The organism is Macrococcus hajekii (genome assembly GCF_004359505.1).
GTDB classification, from domain to species: domain Bacteria; phylum Bacillota; class Bacilli; order Staphylococcales; family Staphylococcaceae; genus Macrococcus; species Macrococcus hajekii.
This window is the reverse complement of sequence record NZ_SCWE01000001.1, coordinates 786871-803100: the sequence shown is the minus strand read 5'-3', so window position 1 is coordinate 803100 and position 16230 is coordinate 786871. Positions and strand designations below refer to the sequence as shown.

Below are 16230 nucleotides of genomic sequence, written 5' to 3'. Positions count from 1 at the left end.
TGAGGTTTTGACATGATATACAATGAGCAGTTGTTCAGCGTGCTGGATAAAGCAGATGAACTGAATGCTTATATTCTGCAGAGTGAAAGCTATGAACAATATAGAGCGCATCAATTAGCGCTTAAACAGAACGAAGAAGTAGAAATATTGAAAAAACAGCTGATAAAACTGAAGGAGCGTTACGATGAAGTCATGCGCTTTGGACGCTATCATCCTGATTATATGGAGACATTGCTTGAGACGAGAAGGGCGAAGAAAGCGTATGACCTCCATCCAGCTGTAGCAGAAGCGAAAAAGAGTGAGATGGCCCTTCAGTCATTGCTCGATGAAGTGCTGGTGATTGTTTCGAACGCCATCTCTAAAGAAGTCAAAGTAGAAAGTGGTAATCCGTTCTTCACTACTGAACATAGCTGCAGTGGCGGCTGCTCTTGTTCAGCTTAAGGAGTGTAAGCTGTGGATATTCGTCAAGAACGAAAACTCAGAAAAAAATGGGCCAAGCGATCTGCTTTTTTTGAGCAGCCAGCTGAACGGGTCTATAGAGTGGGTGTAGTGACGTCGATTTATTTCAGACCTTTTTCACGCTTTGTTCAGACGTTACCTGTACAGAAGAAGGTTCTCAGTATAGGCTGTTTCAATGGCACCTTACTGAGTGACATTGACCGCAGACAACCGATTAAAGGTTTTTATATTGACCAGGCGCCAAAAGATATGCAGCAGGCTATTCATCTTTATCCTCATTTTTCCTATAAGCAGCTGAAACGTACGGTTATCCCGTACAAAGATCAGAAATTTGACTGTGCCTATGTCAGTATACCGCTGCACCTATTCTATGAACCTGAGACACTGATTACTGAGTTGATGCGCACGAGTCGCTCCTTTGTCGTCTTTGACCTGAGAAAATATGACTGGACTTCTGTTCTTATGGCGTACGGGCTTCTGCCTGAAGTGGTGAGTGAACGCACAATCAAATATTATAAGATTAATTTATAAAAAGGTTGTTTATTATCAGACAATTTGATAAAGTAAGATTATTCTAAGAAGAGGTGCATGAACATGAAGAAGCTAATGACACCATTAAAAGGTTGGCAACTGTCATAGGACTTATATCCGTCATAGATATAAGTCATCTATGACGGTCTCTTCATGATTTTTATCTTGAGGCCGTGTGTATACACAGGCTTCTTTTTTTCGGCCTATGGATACACATAGGTCGTTTTTTTTAGAAAAAATTTTTCAGGAGGTTTTACTATGACAACACGCGCATCTTGGAATTCAAAACTGGGGTTTATTCTGGCCAGTGCAGGGTCAGCGATCGGACTGGGCGCAATCTGGAAGTTTCCTTATGTCATGGCAGCGAATGGTGGGGCTGCTTTTCTGCTAGTCTTCCTGATTTTTACGCTGCTCATCGGTTTTCCGTTACTGCTATCAGAATTTGTGATAGGCCGCCATTCACAAACGCATAGCACTCAGGCATTCAGTACAGTGACGGGTAAAAAAATTTATAACAGCATCGGCCATCTCGGCAATATCGGTGTCTTCCTGCTGCTCAGTTTCTATAGTGTGATAGGAGGCTGGATCCTTCTTTATTTCGTTCATACCCTGTATGCGTTGTTGACCGGTACAGGGACAAAACAATACGATGAACTGTTTAATACGATGATCAGTCAACCGATTTACGTACTGACAGGGCAATTTGTCTTCATTGCACTGACTGCATTGATTGTGGCTGCAGGCATCGAAAAAGGTATTGAACGTGCCTCTAAAGTGATGATGCCGCTATTATTTATTTTCTTTATGATTGTTATCATTCGTTCAGTTTCTCTGGAAGGCAGTATGGCAGGAATCATCTATTTCCTGAAGCCTGATTTTAAGTCATTGAATCAAGAGAGTATTTTGTTCGCGCTCGGGCAATCGTTCTTTTCACTGTCAGTCGGCTTCGGTGGGATGCTGACATATGCGTCGTATTTAAAGAAAGATAATGATCTTGTTCAGTCAGGAGTATCAATTGTCGGTCTGAATATTATGGTGACATTGCTGGCGGGGCTGGCTATTTTTCCAGCGACAGCTGCACTTCATATCGATAATACAGAAGGACCCGGTTTGTTATTCGTTGTACTGCCGCATGTCTTCGATCAGTTACCGTTCGGTCAGTTGTTCTATCTCGTTTTCCTGCTGCTCTTCTTCTTTGCAACCATTACTTCATCCATCAATCTGCTGGAGATCAATGTTGCGAATGCAACGAGAGGAAATGAAACGAAGCGTCAGCGAGCCGTTGTGCTGATAGCGGTGCTGTTATTTATTGTCGGCATACCGTCCGCATTGTCGTTCGGACTACTGGCCGAGACAAAATTTCTGGCGGGTACATTCTTTGATAATATGGATTACCTGGTATCCAATATCCTGCTGCCGATCGGTGCACTTGCGTTTTCATTATTCACAGGCTATGTGCTTGATAAACGTATAGCAGCGGATGAAATCATTATCAGCAGACGCTATGTAGGGTTATTTAAAATCTGGATTATCCTGCTGAAATATATCATTCCAGTTGTCATCATCATTGTGATGGGTTCACTGCTTATTAAATAATCACCAAAAAAAGAAGGTAACCTTTATGCAGAGGTTACCTTCTTCTGTTACTTATGATTAATTGTTTTACCGATCCGAATTAAATTCCAGATCAATGAAGTATAAGTTCTATATACGACGTAGCGTTCAGTCCATTCCGGATTGAATTTCTGCTTATACTTCCTGAGTCCCTGGAAACTATATAAGTTGTTGAAGTGAGTGAAAACATGACCTGCCACACGTTCACGTGCATAGCCGTAGCGATTATGACCGACATTGGACAGGGTCGCCATCCCCATATTGAAATAAGTATAGCCTTGTGACTGAGAGTAGAGCAGCATATTAAGGTACAGAGCGTCCATAGCAGGAATATCAAGTTCCGGCAGCCAGCGAATCAAATCGACAGACAGCGTACTGTTATAATGCGTCGGCATCAAAGTGCTGAATGCAATAATATGATTATCTTTATCTCTCAGTACAGCGATAGGCGCGCGTTCCAGATAGTCACGCGTAAATGATCCAACTGAAAAGTGCATTTCCTGTTTGCCGTCCAGCCATTTATCACTGACTTCTTTTAGCGACTCAATCAGTTCATCACTATACGGAGGATCGATGATATCGAATGTATAACCTTCTTTATCAAGTTTGTTCATGGTAGCACGGAAAGCACGCTGTTTTTTACCACTGATGGTGAAATCTGCGAGCGGAATCAGTGCTTCTTCACCGATTTTAAAGAAATGGTTGCCGAACTGATGGTATAGCGGCAGGTGCTTGGATTGTACTTGATAAAAAATGATATCATTGCCGACAAAGAACGCTTTATCATAGAAGTCATTTAGCAATGTCTCAAAATGTTCATCATTACCGACGGGATCTCCCATAACAATGCAGGCATTATTCGTTTTATGGAACATTAAAAATGCATCGCGCTCGTCATTCAGAAAGAACTGCTTATCGCCTGTAAAGGCCAGGTGACTGACATAGCTCCCGCCATGTGATCTGATAATGTCATCAATCTCTTCATAACTGATCGGCTGATTAATCATCGAGTTATATTTCCGCGCATAATAATAAGTGATAGCACCACTCAGCACGACGAAAATCAACAGTACGAGCCACATAAGCTGACCAATCAGCTGCTGGTCGAAATGGGTAACTTTATGCGGATAAATTTCAAGCATATCGACTGTCACCCAGTGATTGACGAGCAGTAAAGTGATGATCAAGCCAGTACTGATTAATAATTTGAGCGGCGTCAGACTTCTTTTGACGGTGGTCGCACGTCTGTAGCGATAGACCAGCATGACGAGCATTGTAGTCAGCCAGCTATATGAAATAATCGTACCGTATGAGAGGAACGTTGTGATCAGCAAAGTGAAAGTAGACAGGATGCTGAGCATCGTTGCTCGTTTAGTACCATGCATGACACCATTGGAATTAACAAGCAGAATAAGACTGGCTGCCACATGAAAAATAATGATAACGGAATAATAAGTATAACTTTTTTCTGCTATAGCATCATAGACGATTAAAAAGTGATTGAAATAATAGACCAGGCTGGTCAGGATGGTCAGCAGTGCTGCAATCATACTAGAGAACTGATAAGGCGATTCCTTTTGCAGAGAACGGATAAAGGAGCCGGTCATTGCAGCAGAACTTAAAATCTTATTGTCTTCAATATAGTGCCTAGCTGTCTCCCTGTATTCAAAGACCGCCATGAAGAGCGCGACAAGAAGCGGAAAGAAATAATAGATGGTCCGGTACAATAGTAGGGCGAGCAGACTTTTCTCCTCACTGATGCCCACTGTCTGCAGACCAGTCAGCATCACCAGGTCAAAGGCCCCTAATCCGCCGGGAACCATACTGACGATGCCTGATAGTGAAGCAATGATAAAGAGTCCAGCCAGGACAGTGAATGAAATAGAGATATTCAGTTCATGCAGAATAAAATAAAACAGTATAATAACTGCCAGCCAGTCCACCATTGAGACTAAAGTAAAGTTAACACCGAGAAAGCGCATATTCTTTTTGATAGGCTTCATTATAGAAAAAATAAGAAATGCCGGTGCATAAATACAGGCAAACAGCACAATCCAGTTACCGTATGGGATGGCTTTAATATCGATGATACTGTAGGCGATATAACAGAGGACACTCAGACCACTGATCGTGGATAGCAGCAGTAAACTGATACCTCTTTTCAAAGGTTCCTTAGGGTCTGTGCGCGGCTGGTACTGGAAGACGCGAAGTCCTGCACCGAATAAACCACCGAGACCTAGAATGTTATTCAGTGCATTCGTAATAAAGCTGGTCGGTATAAGACGTCTGATTGAGATATTGACATTTAGATGACGTGTTAAGACGTAGTCATAGAGTGACAAGGACAGCACTGTTAATAAGCCCGTCAGTATTAACAGAATGAAATTAAGCGTCGGTATAGCACGGAATAATTTGATGGTTTCCTTGTAGTTGACATGTGCCAGTTCACGTGACAATATCACCATTGCGGCGCTGAAAAACAGCACCATTAAGAGAGTTTTTAAGTAAGGGAAAAACCGGGAGTTCATTGTACACCTTCTTTTCTGTAAATACATCGTTTTCCGGGTGCCTCGTAACTATGTCTGAAGCGTTTTTTTGACATTTTAATAATCTGTCTTTTGTTCGGCCATAATGCGGGCAGAAGGAGAGGACCGACTTTCATCCATAAAGGGTCAATATAATAATAGTGATGGTCATCGTAACCGATCAGCAGCGTGATATGTATGTTGCTCACCCAGTGTTTAATGCCATCAGAAGTTTTAAACCGTCTTCTGAAAGCAGGGAAACCGAGATGGGTATGATAGACCATTACAGGCTGATGGTGATCCAGCAGTGTTTCCAGCTCTTCCAGACTTGCACCGGTTCCGTCAATGACTGCTGCATCGAGCTGTTTCAGGTAGGGCACAAGAGCAGATGGAAAGATGGTCTGATGACTGTTCCAGCTAACAGTAGTTGGACGTCCGACATATCCTTTCTCTGGATTGGAATCATGCTTTGGCCAGTGGTGCATCAATTGAGTGGGGCTGATATCCTGACTGAGAAGCATGCTTGCTGCCACCCCTTCACAGCCCATAATCATCGGTTTCGGAAACCATTGACTCTGTATTTTGACCTGAATTAATTTCATAATGAATCGCCTCGTTTATTAATATTAAATTAAATGTTAAAAAGTTACAAATGATAATGGAAAAGTCGCACAGAATATCTGTACGACTTTTCTTACTTGCGGTATTTCTCTTTAATCAGGTGATAGGCCAGGTCAGGTCTATCTGTTACAATCGTATGAGCGCCTTTTTGCAGCAGATCATCCATTTCATCGATGCTGTTAATGACCCAGTAACCTACAGCAAGATTATGACTTTGAAGGAAACCGATAAATCTTGTGCTGTCCAGTCGGATTCCACGGAATGATACAGGAATCTGGAATGTGTCAGCAGCTGGCTGGTAAAGGTGTCCGTAACCACTGATGAATAATGTATAGGCTTTACGGACTTCATCGACACCGGCACCAGTTGCCACACGGTCATTTAATTCAGCAAATCGTTTAGTCTGCTGATCATGAAAACTTGTGACAAGTACCCGTTCCTCGGCCTGCAGGTCGCTGATCAGACGGTGTAACAGCAGGGGCGCCTTATCGCCTGCAGGTGTATCCTGTTTATCCTTAATATCGATATTAATGCGCATGTCCGGGAACGTTGTGATTAACTCTTGCAGTGTAACTATTTTAGCGTCTTTATCACCGCGGAATGGATAGTCACCATTAATATCCTTGAAATGATAGCCGAAATCCAGCGCACGCAGTTCTGCAAGTGTCAACTCTCTGACGAGACCTGTCCCTTCTGACACACGATCGACGTAGGCATCATGGAAGACGACAATCTGGTCATCTTTAGTGACACGGATATCGATTTCAAAGCCATCTACTTCAAGAGCTGCTGCCTCTTTAAATGCTGCCATTGTACTTTCCGGTGCGAGCTTCATACCACCGCGATGAGCAAAGACATAAGGAGCGCGGTCCATAAAATAAGGCTTAACGGCTCTTTTTTCACCATTAGCCAGTGCTTTAGAAGTGACAACACTTGCTCCGTACGCTGCTGCAGCGAGTGCAGCGGTTCTAACCGTTCTATTCATGTTCAGTCCTCCTGATTGTGTTTGATACATTTTATTTTACCAAATATCATGATACTATAAAAGAAACTGAGATAATGAGGTTTTTACGATGACATTAACGCCTAGAACGAATTTAATTATACATATGAAAAGCAGTAAAAATGAAAGACAGTTAAGGAAGTATGGACATATTGTCTACTTCAACCGTAAGGATAAATGGCTGTCGATATATATTGATGCAGAGCGACAGGAAGAAGTGCTGGAACAGCTTTCACGACTGAAATATGTACTTGACGTTCAAGTATCTCCTTACCAGACACTGGAACGTCATTATGAATCATTATAGTGGCGGTAATTGACGCTGGAGTCTGAGCACACCAGTCAAGTAATTATAGTAGAGCGCCTGTTCATGGAAATAATGCTTCGCCTTGACTTCAAATTCAAGGAAGGGCAGCTGGTACTCATCCGCCCATGATTTGATGAAATCAAAACGCTTATGACTCGTCGGATAGGGATAAGGAAGTGTTTCAAAGGTAGCATAGATGCCTTGAAAATGTCCTTGACGAGTCGGCTTCATAATGACCAGTATGCTGGTCTTCGGTTCTTTTTCGAGAGTGGTATGCAGGGCGATAACACTGCGAATGCGTTCGTGATTGTAATGGATGAGTTCTTCAAATTCAAAAAAGTCGCTATAACCGGGGCCAAGATTGATAAATGATTGTGACATATTTAAATCTCCTTTTTAAGTAGGTGTAATAGAATGAGAGTAATTGCAGGTAAATATAAAAAAAAGAAAATAGAGGCGGCTCCAGGAATGACGTCCCGGCCAACCACCGATAAGATAAAAGAAAATATCTTTAATATTTTAGGGCCACTGGAAGGACACGGTCTTGATCTATTTGCGGGCAGTGGCGGTCTTGGTATTGAAGCGCTGAGCCGCGGACTGGAATCAGCTGTTTTTGTGGACGGTTCAAAAGAAGCGGTCACCGCCATTCGACATAATATTGATGGTATCGATGAGCACGTTGAAGTGTATCGCAACGATGCATTCCGCGCACTAAAAGCTTTGAAAAAAAGAGAACAGCAATTTGATCTCATTATACTGGATCCTCCTTATAACAAAGGGCTGCTGAATAAAGCCATTGAACAGATTGACTCGTATGGTCTCCTCAAAGCAGAAGGACGTCTGATGTGTGAGTGTGGGAAAGATGAGACGGTGAACCCGTTGACATACGACATCATGAAAGAAGAGATATACGGCACGATTAAAATCACGATATTAAAAGGAGTACAACATGACGATTAGACGAGCAGTCGTACCGGGAAGTTTTGATCCTATTACCCTCGGTCATCTGGATATCATAGAAAGAAGTGCGAAGTTATTTGATGAAGTACATGTCTCTGTTCTGAACAATTCCAGTAAAGTAGGGTTGTTTACAATGGAAGAACGACTCGATCTCATCAGACAAGTCACGTCTGAATACCCGAATGTGCAAGTGCACTATTTTTCCGGCCTGCTGATCACACACTGTGAAAATATTGGAGCGCAGACGATTGTCAGAGGGCTGCGCGCAGTCAGTGACTTTGAATATGAGATGCAGCTGACCAGTATGAATAAGAAACTGAATGATGAAATAGAGACGCTTTATATGATGACGAATAATCTCTATTCATTTATCAGTTCGAGCATGGTTAAAGAAGTGGCGAAATATGGCGGCGATGTCAGTGAAATAGTACCGATTGAAGTCGCTGATGCCCTTAAGAAGAAGTTCGCTGGTAAATAACGGGTGTATTGAAATCATCATTTTTAATACCTGAAACGAGATTATAGACAGACGTTGCTTTAATCTCGAGTGAGAATAGGTCAGCGTTCTGTCGGTTGATATTAGGATGAAGATGTGGGCGCCCCTTAATATAGCGACGACCTGTGTCATTCATTGCAAGAATACGTAGATCTGTTATGGGTGGTCTATGTCTGATGTTTAACAGCGTACAGGCTAACAGACGCTGCAGACGGGTATACGTATAGCGCTTCGTTTTAATAGCTGCCATAAAGTCGTTGAAAGAGTGCTGCTTTTGAATATGTGAGAGCAGCCTGTTCTCAAGCCCTTCAGTCATCATATAAATCTGTCTCAGTTCATCCGGTGTCTGTGTCAGTAGACTATACTTGAGCAGTGGAAAGAAAGACTCCCATGTTACTGCATCATCACTGTCAAGTGGAACTGGAACAGTGTGTGCGTAATCTTGTCGATTGATGATAGCTTCTCTAATAGCAGTTGCACTGGCGATAGATGAAGTAATCGCCGTATCATGATAATGGTTCATAATACGTCTGATAGGAAGCAGTGATAAACTTGAATCTTTGCTCTGTCTAATATACTGCATGGCTAGTATATTGTTAGGCTGATAGAGATCGGAATGACCGATCATGCGTGCATAACTCTGTCCGCTTTTAATGTCGACTATTCCTTCACGGAAAGCTTCCTGTGTCAGCTTATCGAAATCGTCGCACTCAACCCCAAAAGCAAGACAATCAGCACCGAGCAGTTCTGAGGCCCTGATGCCTCCATAGGCGAAGTCATCTGCGTAACTCAACGCGTAAAACTGAGGCAGTTCAACGACAAGGTCGCAATCGTGAAGAGCGAGTTCCGCGCGTTTAAACTTATTGAACATGGCGGGTGCACCGCGCTGTGTGAACTGACCGCTCATAATCGCGATGACAACATCGGCATCTGCAAGACGGCGTGCCGTACGGACGTGATACTGATGTCCGTTATGATACGGATTATATTCAGCAATAATGGCGACTGACTTCATTGTAATTCACTCCCGTTATCGTTATAATGAACATTGTAGCAGAATTTACTGTTAAGAAAAAATCTTGACAAAGTATAGTGTTTGAAGTTAAAATAAATTTTGTGTTTGTAAGAGGTGAAACCTATGAAATGGTCAATAAATCAACTTCGTAAACACCAGGATGCGCCACTCAATTTTGAGACTGATGTTGAGTTCTCTCATCTTATTAATAATCTTCAGTTAATCGACTTATCGCCCGTTCATGTCGGAGGTACATTATCGGCTAAGGCTAAAGAAGTTTATGCGGACATCGTTATTACAGGACATTATGTGATGAGCTGTGCACGTACACTTGAACCTGTCGAAGTCCCTTTCCATATTGAATCGCTTGAAGTGTTTGATATGAATGATTATCAGTTGGATGCTGAGGATATTAACCGTCATGAAATCATAAACGGCATGATTGATCTCAAGCCCGTAGTTGAGGAATTAGTCGTACTCGAAAAGCCGGTCCGTGTCGTTAAGGAAGACACTGAGATGTCTCTTACGAAGGGCAAAGGCTGGGAAGTTGTTGACGAAGATCAGCTGCAGCAAGAGCCAGCTGTTGATCCACGTCTTGCTAAATTGCAGGATCTGCTTTAGCTATCAGTTTTTTGTAGAGGAGGAGAAAATAATGGCAGTACCAAAAAGAAGAACGTCTAAAACAGCAAAAAGAAAACGTCGTACGCATTTCAAAATTTCAGTACCAGGCATGGTTGAATGTTCAAGCTGTGGAGAAATGAAATTATCTCACCGCGTATGTCCATCATGTGGCGCATATAACGGTAAAGAAGTCGTTTCTAAATAATGAAGTCCCTTATTTCTTTAAATAGGAATAAGGGCTTTTTTTGTGTAGCAAGCAACTACATTGTTTTATATAGAGTAAATCTTTATAATGATGAACAGAATAACATGAAGGAGTTTCATGCATGAACATACTAACAGTTAAAGATGACAGGCAGTCATTTCTCGGTCGATATATAGCAGGAGATTTTAAGAATTACGATTATCAGCTGAACGAGCAGGAGATCTATGGAAGAAGACATCAGCAGCCTGCTCATCCGCATACTTCTGAACTAGCAGCAGTGATAGGTGACTACATGAGGGATCTTGAACTTACTGAGCTGCAGCGCACCCACTTGTCAGCACTGGCATCAGGTGCACAGGTAGTCATTGGAGGGCAGCAGGCGGGTCTATTTATCAGTCCGCTCTATACTATACATAAAATTATCTCAATTATCGTCCATGCGAGAGAACAGAGCGCCGCACTTGGCTCGACGATAGTGCCTGTATTCTGGATTGCCGGAGAAGACCATGATTTCAGCGAAGTCAATCATGCTTATCTCTACGATAATGACAAGCATAGAATGCAGAAATTAAAAGTAGCCACTAAACGTGAAGCTGAAGATTCTGTCTCGCATTTTTCGTTGACAGAAGATGAGATGACAGCGACGATTGAACAGTTTGTCAGTTGTCTGCATGAAACAGCACGGACAAAAGTCATCTATGAAAAATTAATTCAGCTGCCGATGAACTGGACCGCTCATTTCAAAGCACTGGTTCACGAACTATTCAAGGACTATGGTCTTATTCTCATTGATAGTGCGGACCCTGCACTGAGAAAACTGGAACAGGAGACCTTGCTGTGGATGTTTGATCATCATTATGAAATTAATGAGGCCTTTCATCAAGGACAGAAAGAAATGGATTCTTATTCTATTGAGACGACGACCAATGTCCATCTATTCCTATCAGAAGAAGGGAAACGTCAGCTGCTCAATTATGAAGAGGGGCGTTATCATTTAGGGAAGTCCGGTATCAGTTACTCTGAAGAAGAAATACGAACATTGATCAAAAACTCACCGGAACGCTTCAGCAACAATGTCGTGACGCGTCCTCTGATGGAAGAGCTGATGTTCAATACGTTAACCTTTATCGGCGGTCCTGCTGAAGTCAGATATTGGGGTGAGCTCCATACTGTCTTCAAGGCTGCCAAGCGGGAGATGCCGATTGTTCTGCCTAGAATGCGTCTGACTTATATTGACGACCGCATCAGTAAGTTAGTTGAGCGTTACGAACTGCCGCTTGCAGAGGTAGTGACTGAAGGTCTGGACAATCAGACGGATCATTTTCTGCAGCAGGACACCAATCAATCGCTCGTTGCAGAGCTGGATAAAACATCAGCATCACTACAGCAGCAATATCAGCAGATGATGACGCTCGCTGAAAGTGAACAAGTGAAACGAATGATTGAATCTAACTTGAAGCATCATCTAAAGCAAGTAGATTACTTCAATAAAGCTTATAATAAAGAACTGCATCAACGTAATCGCACAGTATTGAATCACTTCAATGAAATCGAAGCGTTCCTTCATCCAAGAGGCGGACTGCAGGAACGAACGTGGCATCCACTTGTGATGCTGAATAATTATTCAATGTCGCTATTTGACGATGTTATTGAAAGCATCACCTATTCACTGGAGCACCGGATTATTGAAATTTAGTCTTTCTGTATAAACCATTTTACTTATATGTAAAATGGTTTATTTTTTTATTTTAAATAAGTTGTGGGATTTTTTATATAAATTGTGGTGAAATGTGGGGGTGTGTGGTAAATTAGTGGTAAGGCAAGGTGATGACAATGTTCATGGGAGAATATGAACACCAGATGGACGTTAAGGGACGTTTAATCGTTCCAGCTAAATTTCGTGAAGAATTATCAGAACATTTCGTGATTACCCGTGGTCTTGACCGCTGTTTATTTGGCTATACAATGGCTGAATGGCAGGCGATCGAACAGAAATTAAAAGCTCTCCCCATCACTAAAAAAGATGCACGTAAATTTATGAGGCTATTCTTTTCAGGTGCAGTTGAAGTTGAACTGGACAAGCAGGGGCGCATGAACATCCCGGCTAACTTGAGAGAATATGCGAAACTATCAAAAGAATGTGTCATTGTCGGCGTATCTTCCCGTATTGAAATATGGGATAAGACAGAATGGCAGATATTCTATGATGATACCGAGCCTCATTATGCAGAAATTGCAGAAGATTTGATTGAAATTGATTTTTAGGAGGTAGAATATGTTCCATCACATCACCGTATTACTGAAAGAAACAGTCGATATGCTGGATATTAAAGAAGATGGTATTTATGTCGATTGTACGTTAGGTGGTGCTGGTCATAGTCTCTATCTTGCAAGTCAGCTGTCGGACGCTGGCAGACTGATTGCCATCGATCAGGACGATACTGCTCTGCACAATGCACAGGACATTCTTAAGGATCATCTACATAAAGTGACGCTCGTCAAAAATAATTTTCGTCATCTCCGTCAAGTTCTCGATGAACTGAATATCGATAAAGTAGATGGTATTCTCTATGATCTGGGTGTATCGAGCCCGCAGCTTGATGATGCAGAACGTGGATTCAGTTATCATCAGGAAGCACGACTGGATATGCGTATGGACCGCACTCAGGCGCTTTCCGCGTATGAAGTCGTCAATACATGGACTTATGAGAAGCTGGTTTCTATTTTTTATCGTTATGGTGAAGAGAAATTTTCTAAACAGATAGCAAGAAACATTGAAAAAGCAAGAGAAACAGCACCTATTGAGACAACAGTACAGTTAGTAGAAATCATTAAAGAGAGTATTCCCGCACCCGCACGACGTAAAGGCGGACATCCTGCGAAGCGTGTTTTTCAGGCGATCAGAATAGCGGTTAATGATGAACTTGGCGCTTTTGAGACATCAATTGAACAAGCTATTGATTCCGTTAAACAAGGCGGCAGAATTTCTGTCATCACTTTCCATTCCCTGGAGGATCGCATCTGCAAACAGATTTTCCGTGAATACGAAAAAGGTCCTGATATCCCTAGAGGGCTGCCAGTGATACCTGACGGCTATCAACCGAAACTCAGACGCGTCAATCGCAAACCGGTTGAATCCTCAGCAGAAGAGCTGTCTACCAATAACAGGGCACGCAGCGCCAAACTCAGAGTAGTAGAAGTATTAAAATAAGAGGTGACAACATGGCAGCTGAATATGTAAATAGAAATGTTTTTGACACACCCTATGAAACACGAGCAACAACCAGGACAAAAGTTCAGACGAAAACCCATGTTGTTTCATTAACGAAACTTGAAAAACTGGTCTATCTGGTTCTCATAGCATTAATTGCACTGGTGAGCAGTTATATGCTATCTTTAAAGTATGATGCGTATGATATGAATAGCAAAATTGCAACAACACAATCTGAAATTATTCACCAGCAAGGTGTCAATGGCGAATTAAAATCTGAGGCAATGAAGCAATCATCTTACGAACGTATCTATAGTAAAGCCCAAGGTTATGGCCTGAGCTTGAAAAATGATAACGTAAAGGTCGTGCAAAAAGATGGCAGCAATTAAAATTAAGAAAAATAAAATAGGAGCAGTCCTTCTGGTTTTGTTATTCGGACTGCTCTTTTTTCTATTGATTTTTAGATATTCCTACGTGATGTTGACAGGTACTTCATCTGGACAGGATTTAGTACTTAAAGCGAGTGAGAAATATGCAAGAAACATCATCAATCAGCCTAAGCGGGGCAATATATATGATCGTAACGGTGAAGTACTGGCGCAGGATGTGAATTCCTATAAGCTGATTGCTGTACTGGACAAAAACATGAAGAACACTGACCAGACACCTGCCCATGTCGTTGATGCTAAAAAGACAGCCAAAGCACTGGCTAAAATCATCGATATGCCTGAAAAAGAGATTCGCGCAAAACTGGAGACGAAAAAAGCTTTTCAGGTTGAATTTGGTAAGCCGGGCAGAGATCTGACTTATGCACAGAAAAAGAAAATTGAAGCGCTCAATATGCCGGGACTGACCTTTTTTACGGAGAAAAAAAGATTTTATCCTAATGGTAATTTTGCTTCTCACACTATTGGGTTTGCTGAAAAGAATGCTGAGACGGGTCGAATTGAAGGTATGCTCGGCACAGAGAAAATATTTGATACTTATTTATCAGGTAAAGCAGGGCAAACATCATTTAAGCAGGACATCTGGCAGTATGTACTGCCGAATTCCGGCAATGTCGAACCAGCTGTTGATGGCGATGATGTACATTTAACGATTGATAAGAATATCCAGATATTTGTTGAAGATGCGATGGATACGATGGTGAAGCAGTATAAGCCAAAGGATGTTTTTGCCGTAGTCGCAGATGCGAAGACGGGGGAGATTCTTGGTTTCAGTCAGCGACCTACATTTAATCCGGAGACGAGAGAAGGATTCGGTGATAAGTGGCAGAATGACTTGTTCCAGAATACGTATGAACCAGGGTCCACCTTTAAGACATTCGGACTTGCAGCGGCTATACAGGAAGATAAATTCCAGCGGGACCGCAAATATATGTCCGGCACACGTGAAGTTGAGGGTCATGAAATCTCAGACTGGAATGATGTGGGCTGGGGTGAAATCACGATGAATAAAGGATTTCAGCTATCTTCAAATGTCATGATGATGAAGCTGCAGGATGATGTCGGTATAGATAAAATGAAGCATTATTATGAAAAGTTCGGATTTGGTAAGCAGACGGGTGTTCTATTCGACGGAGAACCGAGCGGCCAGATATCTTGGGCGGATCCAATCAGTCAGAAAGTCTCCTCATTTGGTCAGTCAACAACTGTAACGCCTGTACAGATGATACAGGCAGAGACAGCGATATTGAATGAAGGTAAGATGTTACGTCCTTATTATGTGCAGTCAGTCACATCGCCTGATGATTCTGTCATTATCAAAGGCAGCAAAAAAGTAGTGGGACAACCTATTTCTAAAGAAACAGCTAAAAAAACGATGCGTGAACTGAAAGATGTGGTCTATGGTTCAGAACAGCATGCCTTCAACTATCAGATAGATGACTATCAGATTGCCGGTAAAACAGGAACAGCGCAAGTGGCTGATACTGAGAACGGTGGTTATGTTCAAGGCGCCAACCCTTATTTCGTCAGTTTTATGGGCTATGCACCAGCTGATAAACCGAAAGTAATCGTTTATATGGGAATGTCTCTTGCTGAAAAAAACGATGCTGAAGCGTATAACTTGGGTGTCTCGAAAGGCTACAAGCCGTTGATGGAAAATATATTGAAATATCTCGATGTAACAAATCCTAAGAAGAAACAGCAGCCTGTATCCACTGAAGTACCGAATGTGATCAATCAGAATACTGCTAAAGCTGTATCAGCGCTTGAAGCGAAGGATCTGGAACCAGTCGTTCTAGGTGCGGGTGATAAAGTTACAGCGACTAATATGAACGGCAGCCAGGTGCTAAAAGGCAGTAAAGTCTTTTTACTGACAGATGGCAATGTGACATTACCTGATATGACAGGCTGGTCGAAACGTGAACTGAATGCGCTTGAGACTTTGACAGGAATCACTATAAAATTTGATGGGAGTGGTTATGTTGTTAAACAATCTGCCGCTGCTGGCACGGCTGTAAAAGCAGGTCAAACGGTTGTAGTCAATATGGATTCACTTGATCCGCTTAAACAGTCACCGGCCTATGATCAGATTATCGATGCTCAGCGTAAGGACCAGGAGAATGCGCTCAAAAAAGAAGTGCAGAAAAAAGAAGAACAGAAAAATAACGAAAAGAAAAAACAAACAGAAAAGGAGAAAGCGGCTAAGGAATAGCCGC

Annotated in this window: 18 protein-coding genes; 13 read left to right on the top strand and 5 right to left on the bottom strand. The window is 42.2% G+C overall.

Annotated features, from left to right (window positions below):
• The first annotated feature begins 12 nt into the window (after positions 1–12).
• The 3 genes from ERX37_RS04220 to ERX37_RS04210 all read left to right on the top strand — a co-directional run bounded on the left by ERX37_RS04220 (position 13) and on the right by ERX37_RS04210 (position 2586).
• Complete coding sequence (locus ERX37_RS04220) at positions 13–441, top strand: YlbF/YmcA family competence regulator (RefSeq protein WP_229713067.1); 429 nt, start codon at positions 13–15, stop codon at positions 439–441.
• Between the two features lie 12 nt (positions 442–453).
• Positions 454–990, top strand: coding sequence for a methionine biosynthesis protein MetW (locus tag ERX37_RS04215; protein ID WP_133429392.1), 537 nt, complete (start codon positions 454–456; stop codon positions 988–990).
• Between the two features lie 258 nt (positions 991–1248).
• Positions 1249–2586: a sodium-dependent transporter gene (locus tag ERX37_RS04210; protein ID WP_133429391.1), complete on the top strand. Its 1338-nt coding sequence runs from the start codon at positions 1249–1251 to the stop codon at positions 2584–2586.
• A 47-nt stretch (positions 2587–2633) separates the two neighbouring features.
• On the opposite strand, the gene mprF is transcribed toward ERX37_RS04210, so the two are convergent.
• From mprF to ERX37_RS04195, 3 genes are all read right to left on the bottom strand, one after another.
• On the bottom strand, positions 2634–5132 hold the full coding sequence (mprF, locus tag ERX37_RS04205) for a bifunctional lysylphosphatidylglycerol flippase/synthetase MprF (protein WP_165981962.1): 2499 nt from the start codon (positions 5130–5132) through the stop codon (positions 2634–2636).
• Positions 5129–5731 carry a C39 family peptidase gene (locus ERX37_RS04200; RefSeq protein ID WP_133429389.1) on the bottom strand — a complete coding sequence of 201 codons (603 nt, stop codon included), beginning with the start codon at positions 5729–5731 and terminating at the stop codon, positions 5129–5131. Before ERX37_RS04200 ends, mprF begins: the two co-directional genes overlap by 4 nt.
• 92 nt (positions 5732–5823) lie before the next feature.
• Positions 5824–6735 (bottom strand): glycerophosphodiester phosphodiesterase family protein, encoded by a 912-nt coding sequence (locus ERX37_RS04195; RefSeq protein ID WP_133429388.1) that lies wholly within the window; start codon positions 6733–6735, stop codon positions 5824–5826.
• 88 nt (positions 6736–6823) lie between these two features.
• On the opposite strand from ERX37_RS04195, the gene ERX37_RS04190 reads away from it, so the two are divergent.
• Positions 6824–7060, top strand: a complete 237-nt coding sequence (locus ERX37_RS04190) for a DUF2129 domain-containing protein (RefSeq protein ID WP_133429387.1) — start codon at positions 6824–6826, stop codon at positions 7058–7060.
• On the opposite strand, the gene ERX37_RS04185 is transcribed toward ERX37_RS04190, so the two are convergent.
• Complete coding sequence (locus ERX37_RS04185; RefSeq protein ID WP_133429386.1) at positions 7055–7441, bottom strand: DUF7147 family protein; 387 nt, start codon at positions 7439–7441, stop codon at positions 7055–7057. The two genes, ERX37_RS04190 and ERX37_RS04185, sit on opposite strands and share 6 nt — an antisense overlap.
• 33 nt (positions 7442–7474) lie before the next feature.
• On the opposite strand from ERX37_RS04185, the gene rsmD reads away from it, so the two are divergent.
• Positions 7475–8020 carry a 16S rRNA (guanine(966)-N(2))-methyltransferase RsmD gene (gene rsmD, locus ERX37_RS04180; protein ID WP_133429385.1) on the top strand — a complete coding sequence of 182 codons (546 nt, stop codon included), beginning with the start codon at positions 7475–7477 and terminating at the stop codon, positions 8018–8020.
• Positions 8010–8498, top strand: coding sequence for a pantetheine-phosphate adenylyltransferase (coaD, locus tag ERX37_RS04175; RefSeq protein ID WP_133429384.1), 489 nt, complete (start codon positions 8010–8012; stop codon positions 8496–8498). Before rsmD ends, coaD begins: the two co-directional genes overlap by 11 nt.
• Here coaD and ERX37_RS04170 read toward each other — a convergent pair.
• Positions 8473–9531, bottom strand: a complete 1059-nt coding sequence (locus ERX37_RS04170; RefSeq protein WP_133429383.1) for a tRNA(Met) cytidine acetate ligase — start codon at positions 9529–9531, stop codon at positions 8473–8475. The two genes, coaD and ERX37_RS04170, sit on opposite strands and share 26 nt — an antisense overlap.
• A gap of 123 nt (positions 9532–9654) precedes the next feature.
• Here ERX37_RS04170 and ERX37_RS04165 point away from each other — a divergent pair, with 123 nt between their 5' ends.
• The 7 genes from ERX37_RS04165 to ERX37_RS04135 all read left to right on the top strand — a co-directional run bounded on the left by ERX37_RS04165 (position 9655) and on the right by ERX37_RS04135 (position 16226).
• Positions 9655–10152 (top strand): YceD family protein, encoded by a 498-nt coding sequence (locus ERX37_RS04165; RefSeq protein ID WP_133429382.1) that lies wholly within the window; start codon positions 9655–9657, stop codon positions 10150–10152.
• Positions 10153–10183: 31 nt separating this feature from the next.
• A complete protein-coding gene (gene rpmF / locus ERX37_RS04160; RefSeq protein WP_133429381.1) occupies positions 10184–10357 on the top strand; it encodes a 50S ribosomal protein L32 in 174 nt (57 codons plus the stop codon).
• A 121-nt stretch (positions 10358–10478) separates the two neighbouring features.
• A complete protein-coding gene (gene bshC, locus ERX37_RS04155) occupies positions 10479–12053 on the top strand; it encodes a bacillithiol biosynthesis cysteine-adding enzyme BshC (protein ID WP_133429380.1) in 1575 nt (524 codons plus the stop codon).
• A 137-nt stretch (positions 12054–12190) separates the two neighbouring features.
• A complete protein-coding gene (gene mraZ / locus ERX37_RS04150; protein ID WP_133429379.1) occupies positions 12191–12622 on the top strand; it encodes a division/cell wall cluster transcriptional repressor MraZ in 432 nt (143 codons plus the stop codon).
• 10 nt (positions 12623–12632) lie between these two features.
• Positions 12633–13568 carry a 16S rRNA (cytosine(1402)-N(4))-methyltransferase RsmH gene (gene rsmH, locus ERX37_RS04145; RefSeq protein ID WP_133429378.1) on the top strand — a complete coding sequence of 312 codons (936 nt, stop codon included), beginning with the start codon at positions 12633–12635 and terminating at the stop codon, positions 13566–13568.
• 11 nt (positions 13569–13579) lie between these two features.
• Positions 13580–13957, top strand: a complete 378-nt coding sequence (gene ftsL / locus ERX37_RS04140; RefSeq protein WP_133429377.1) for a cell division protein FtsL — start codon at positions 13580–13582, stop codon at positions 13955–13957.
• Positions 13944–16226 (top strand): penicillin-binding protein, encoded by a 2283-nt coding sequence (locus ERX37_RS04135; protein WP_133429375.1) that lies wholly within the window; start codon positions 13944–13946, stop codon positions 16224–16226. The genes ftsL and ERX37_RS04135 overlap by 14 nt, the downstream gene beginning before the upstream one ends.
• The last annotated feature ends 4 nt before the right edge of the window (positions 16227–16230 follow it).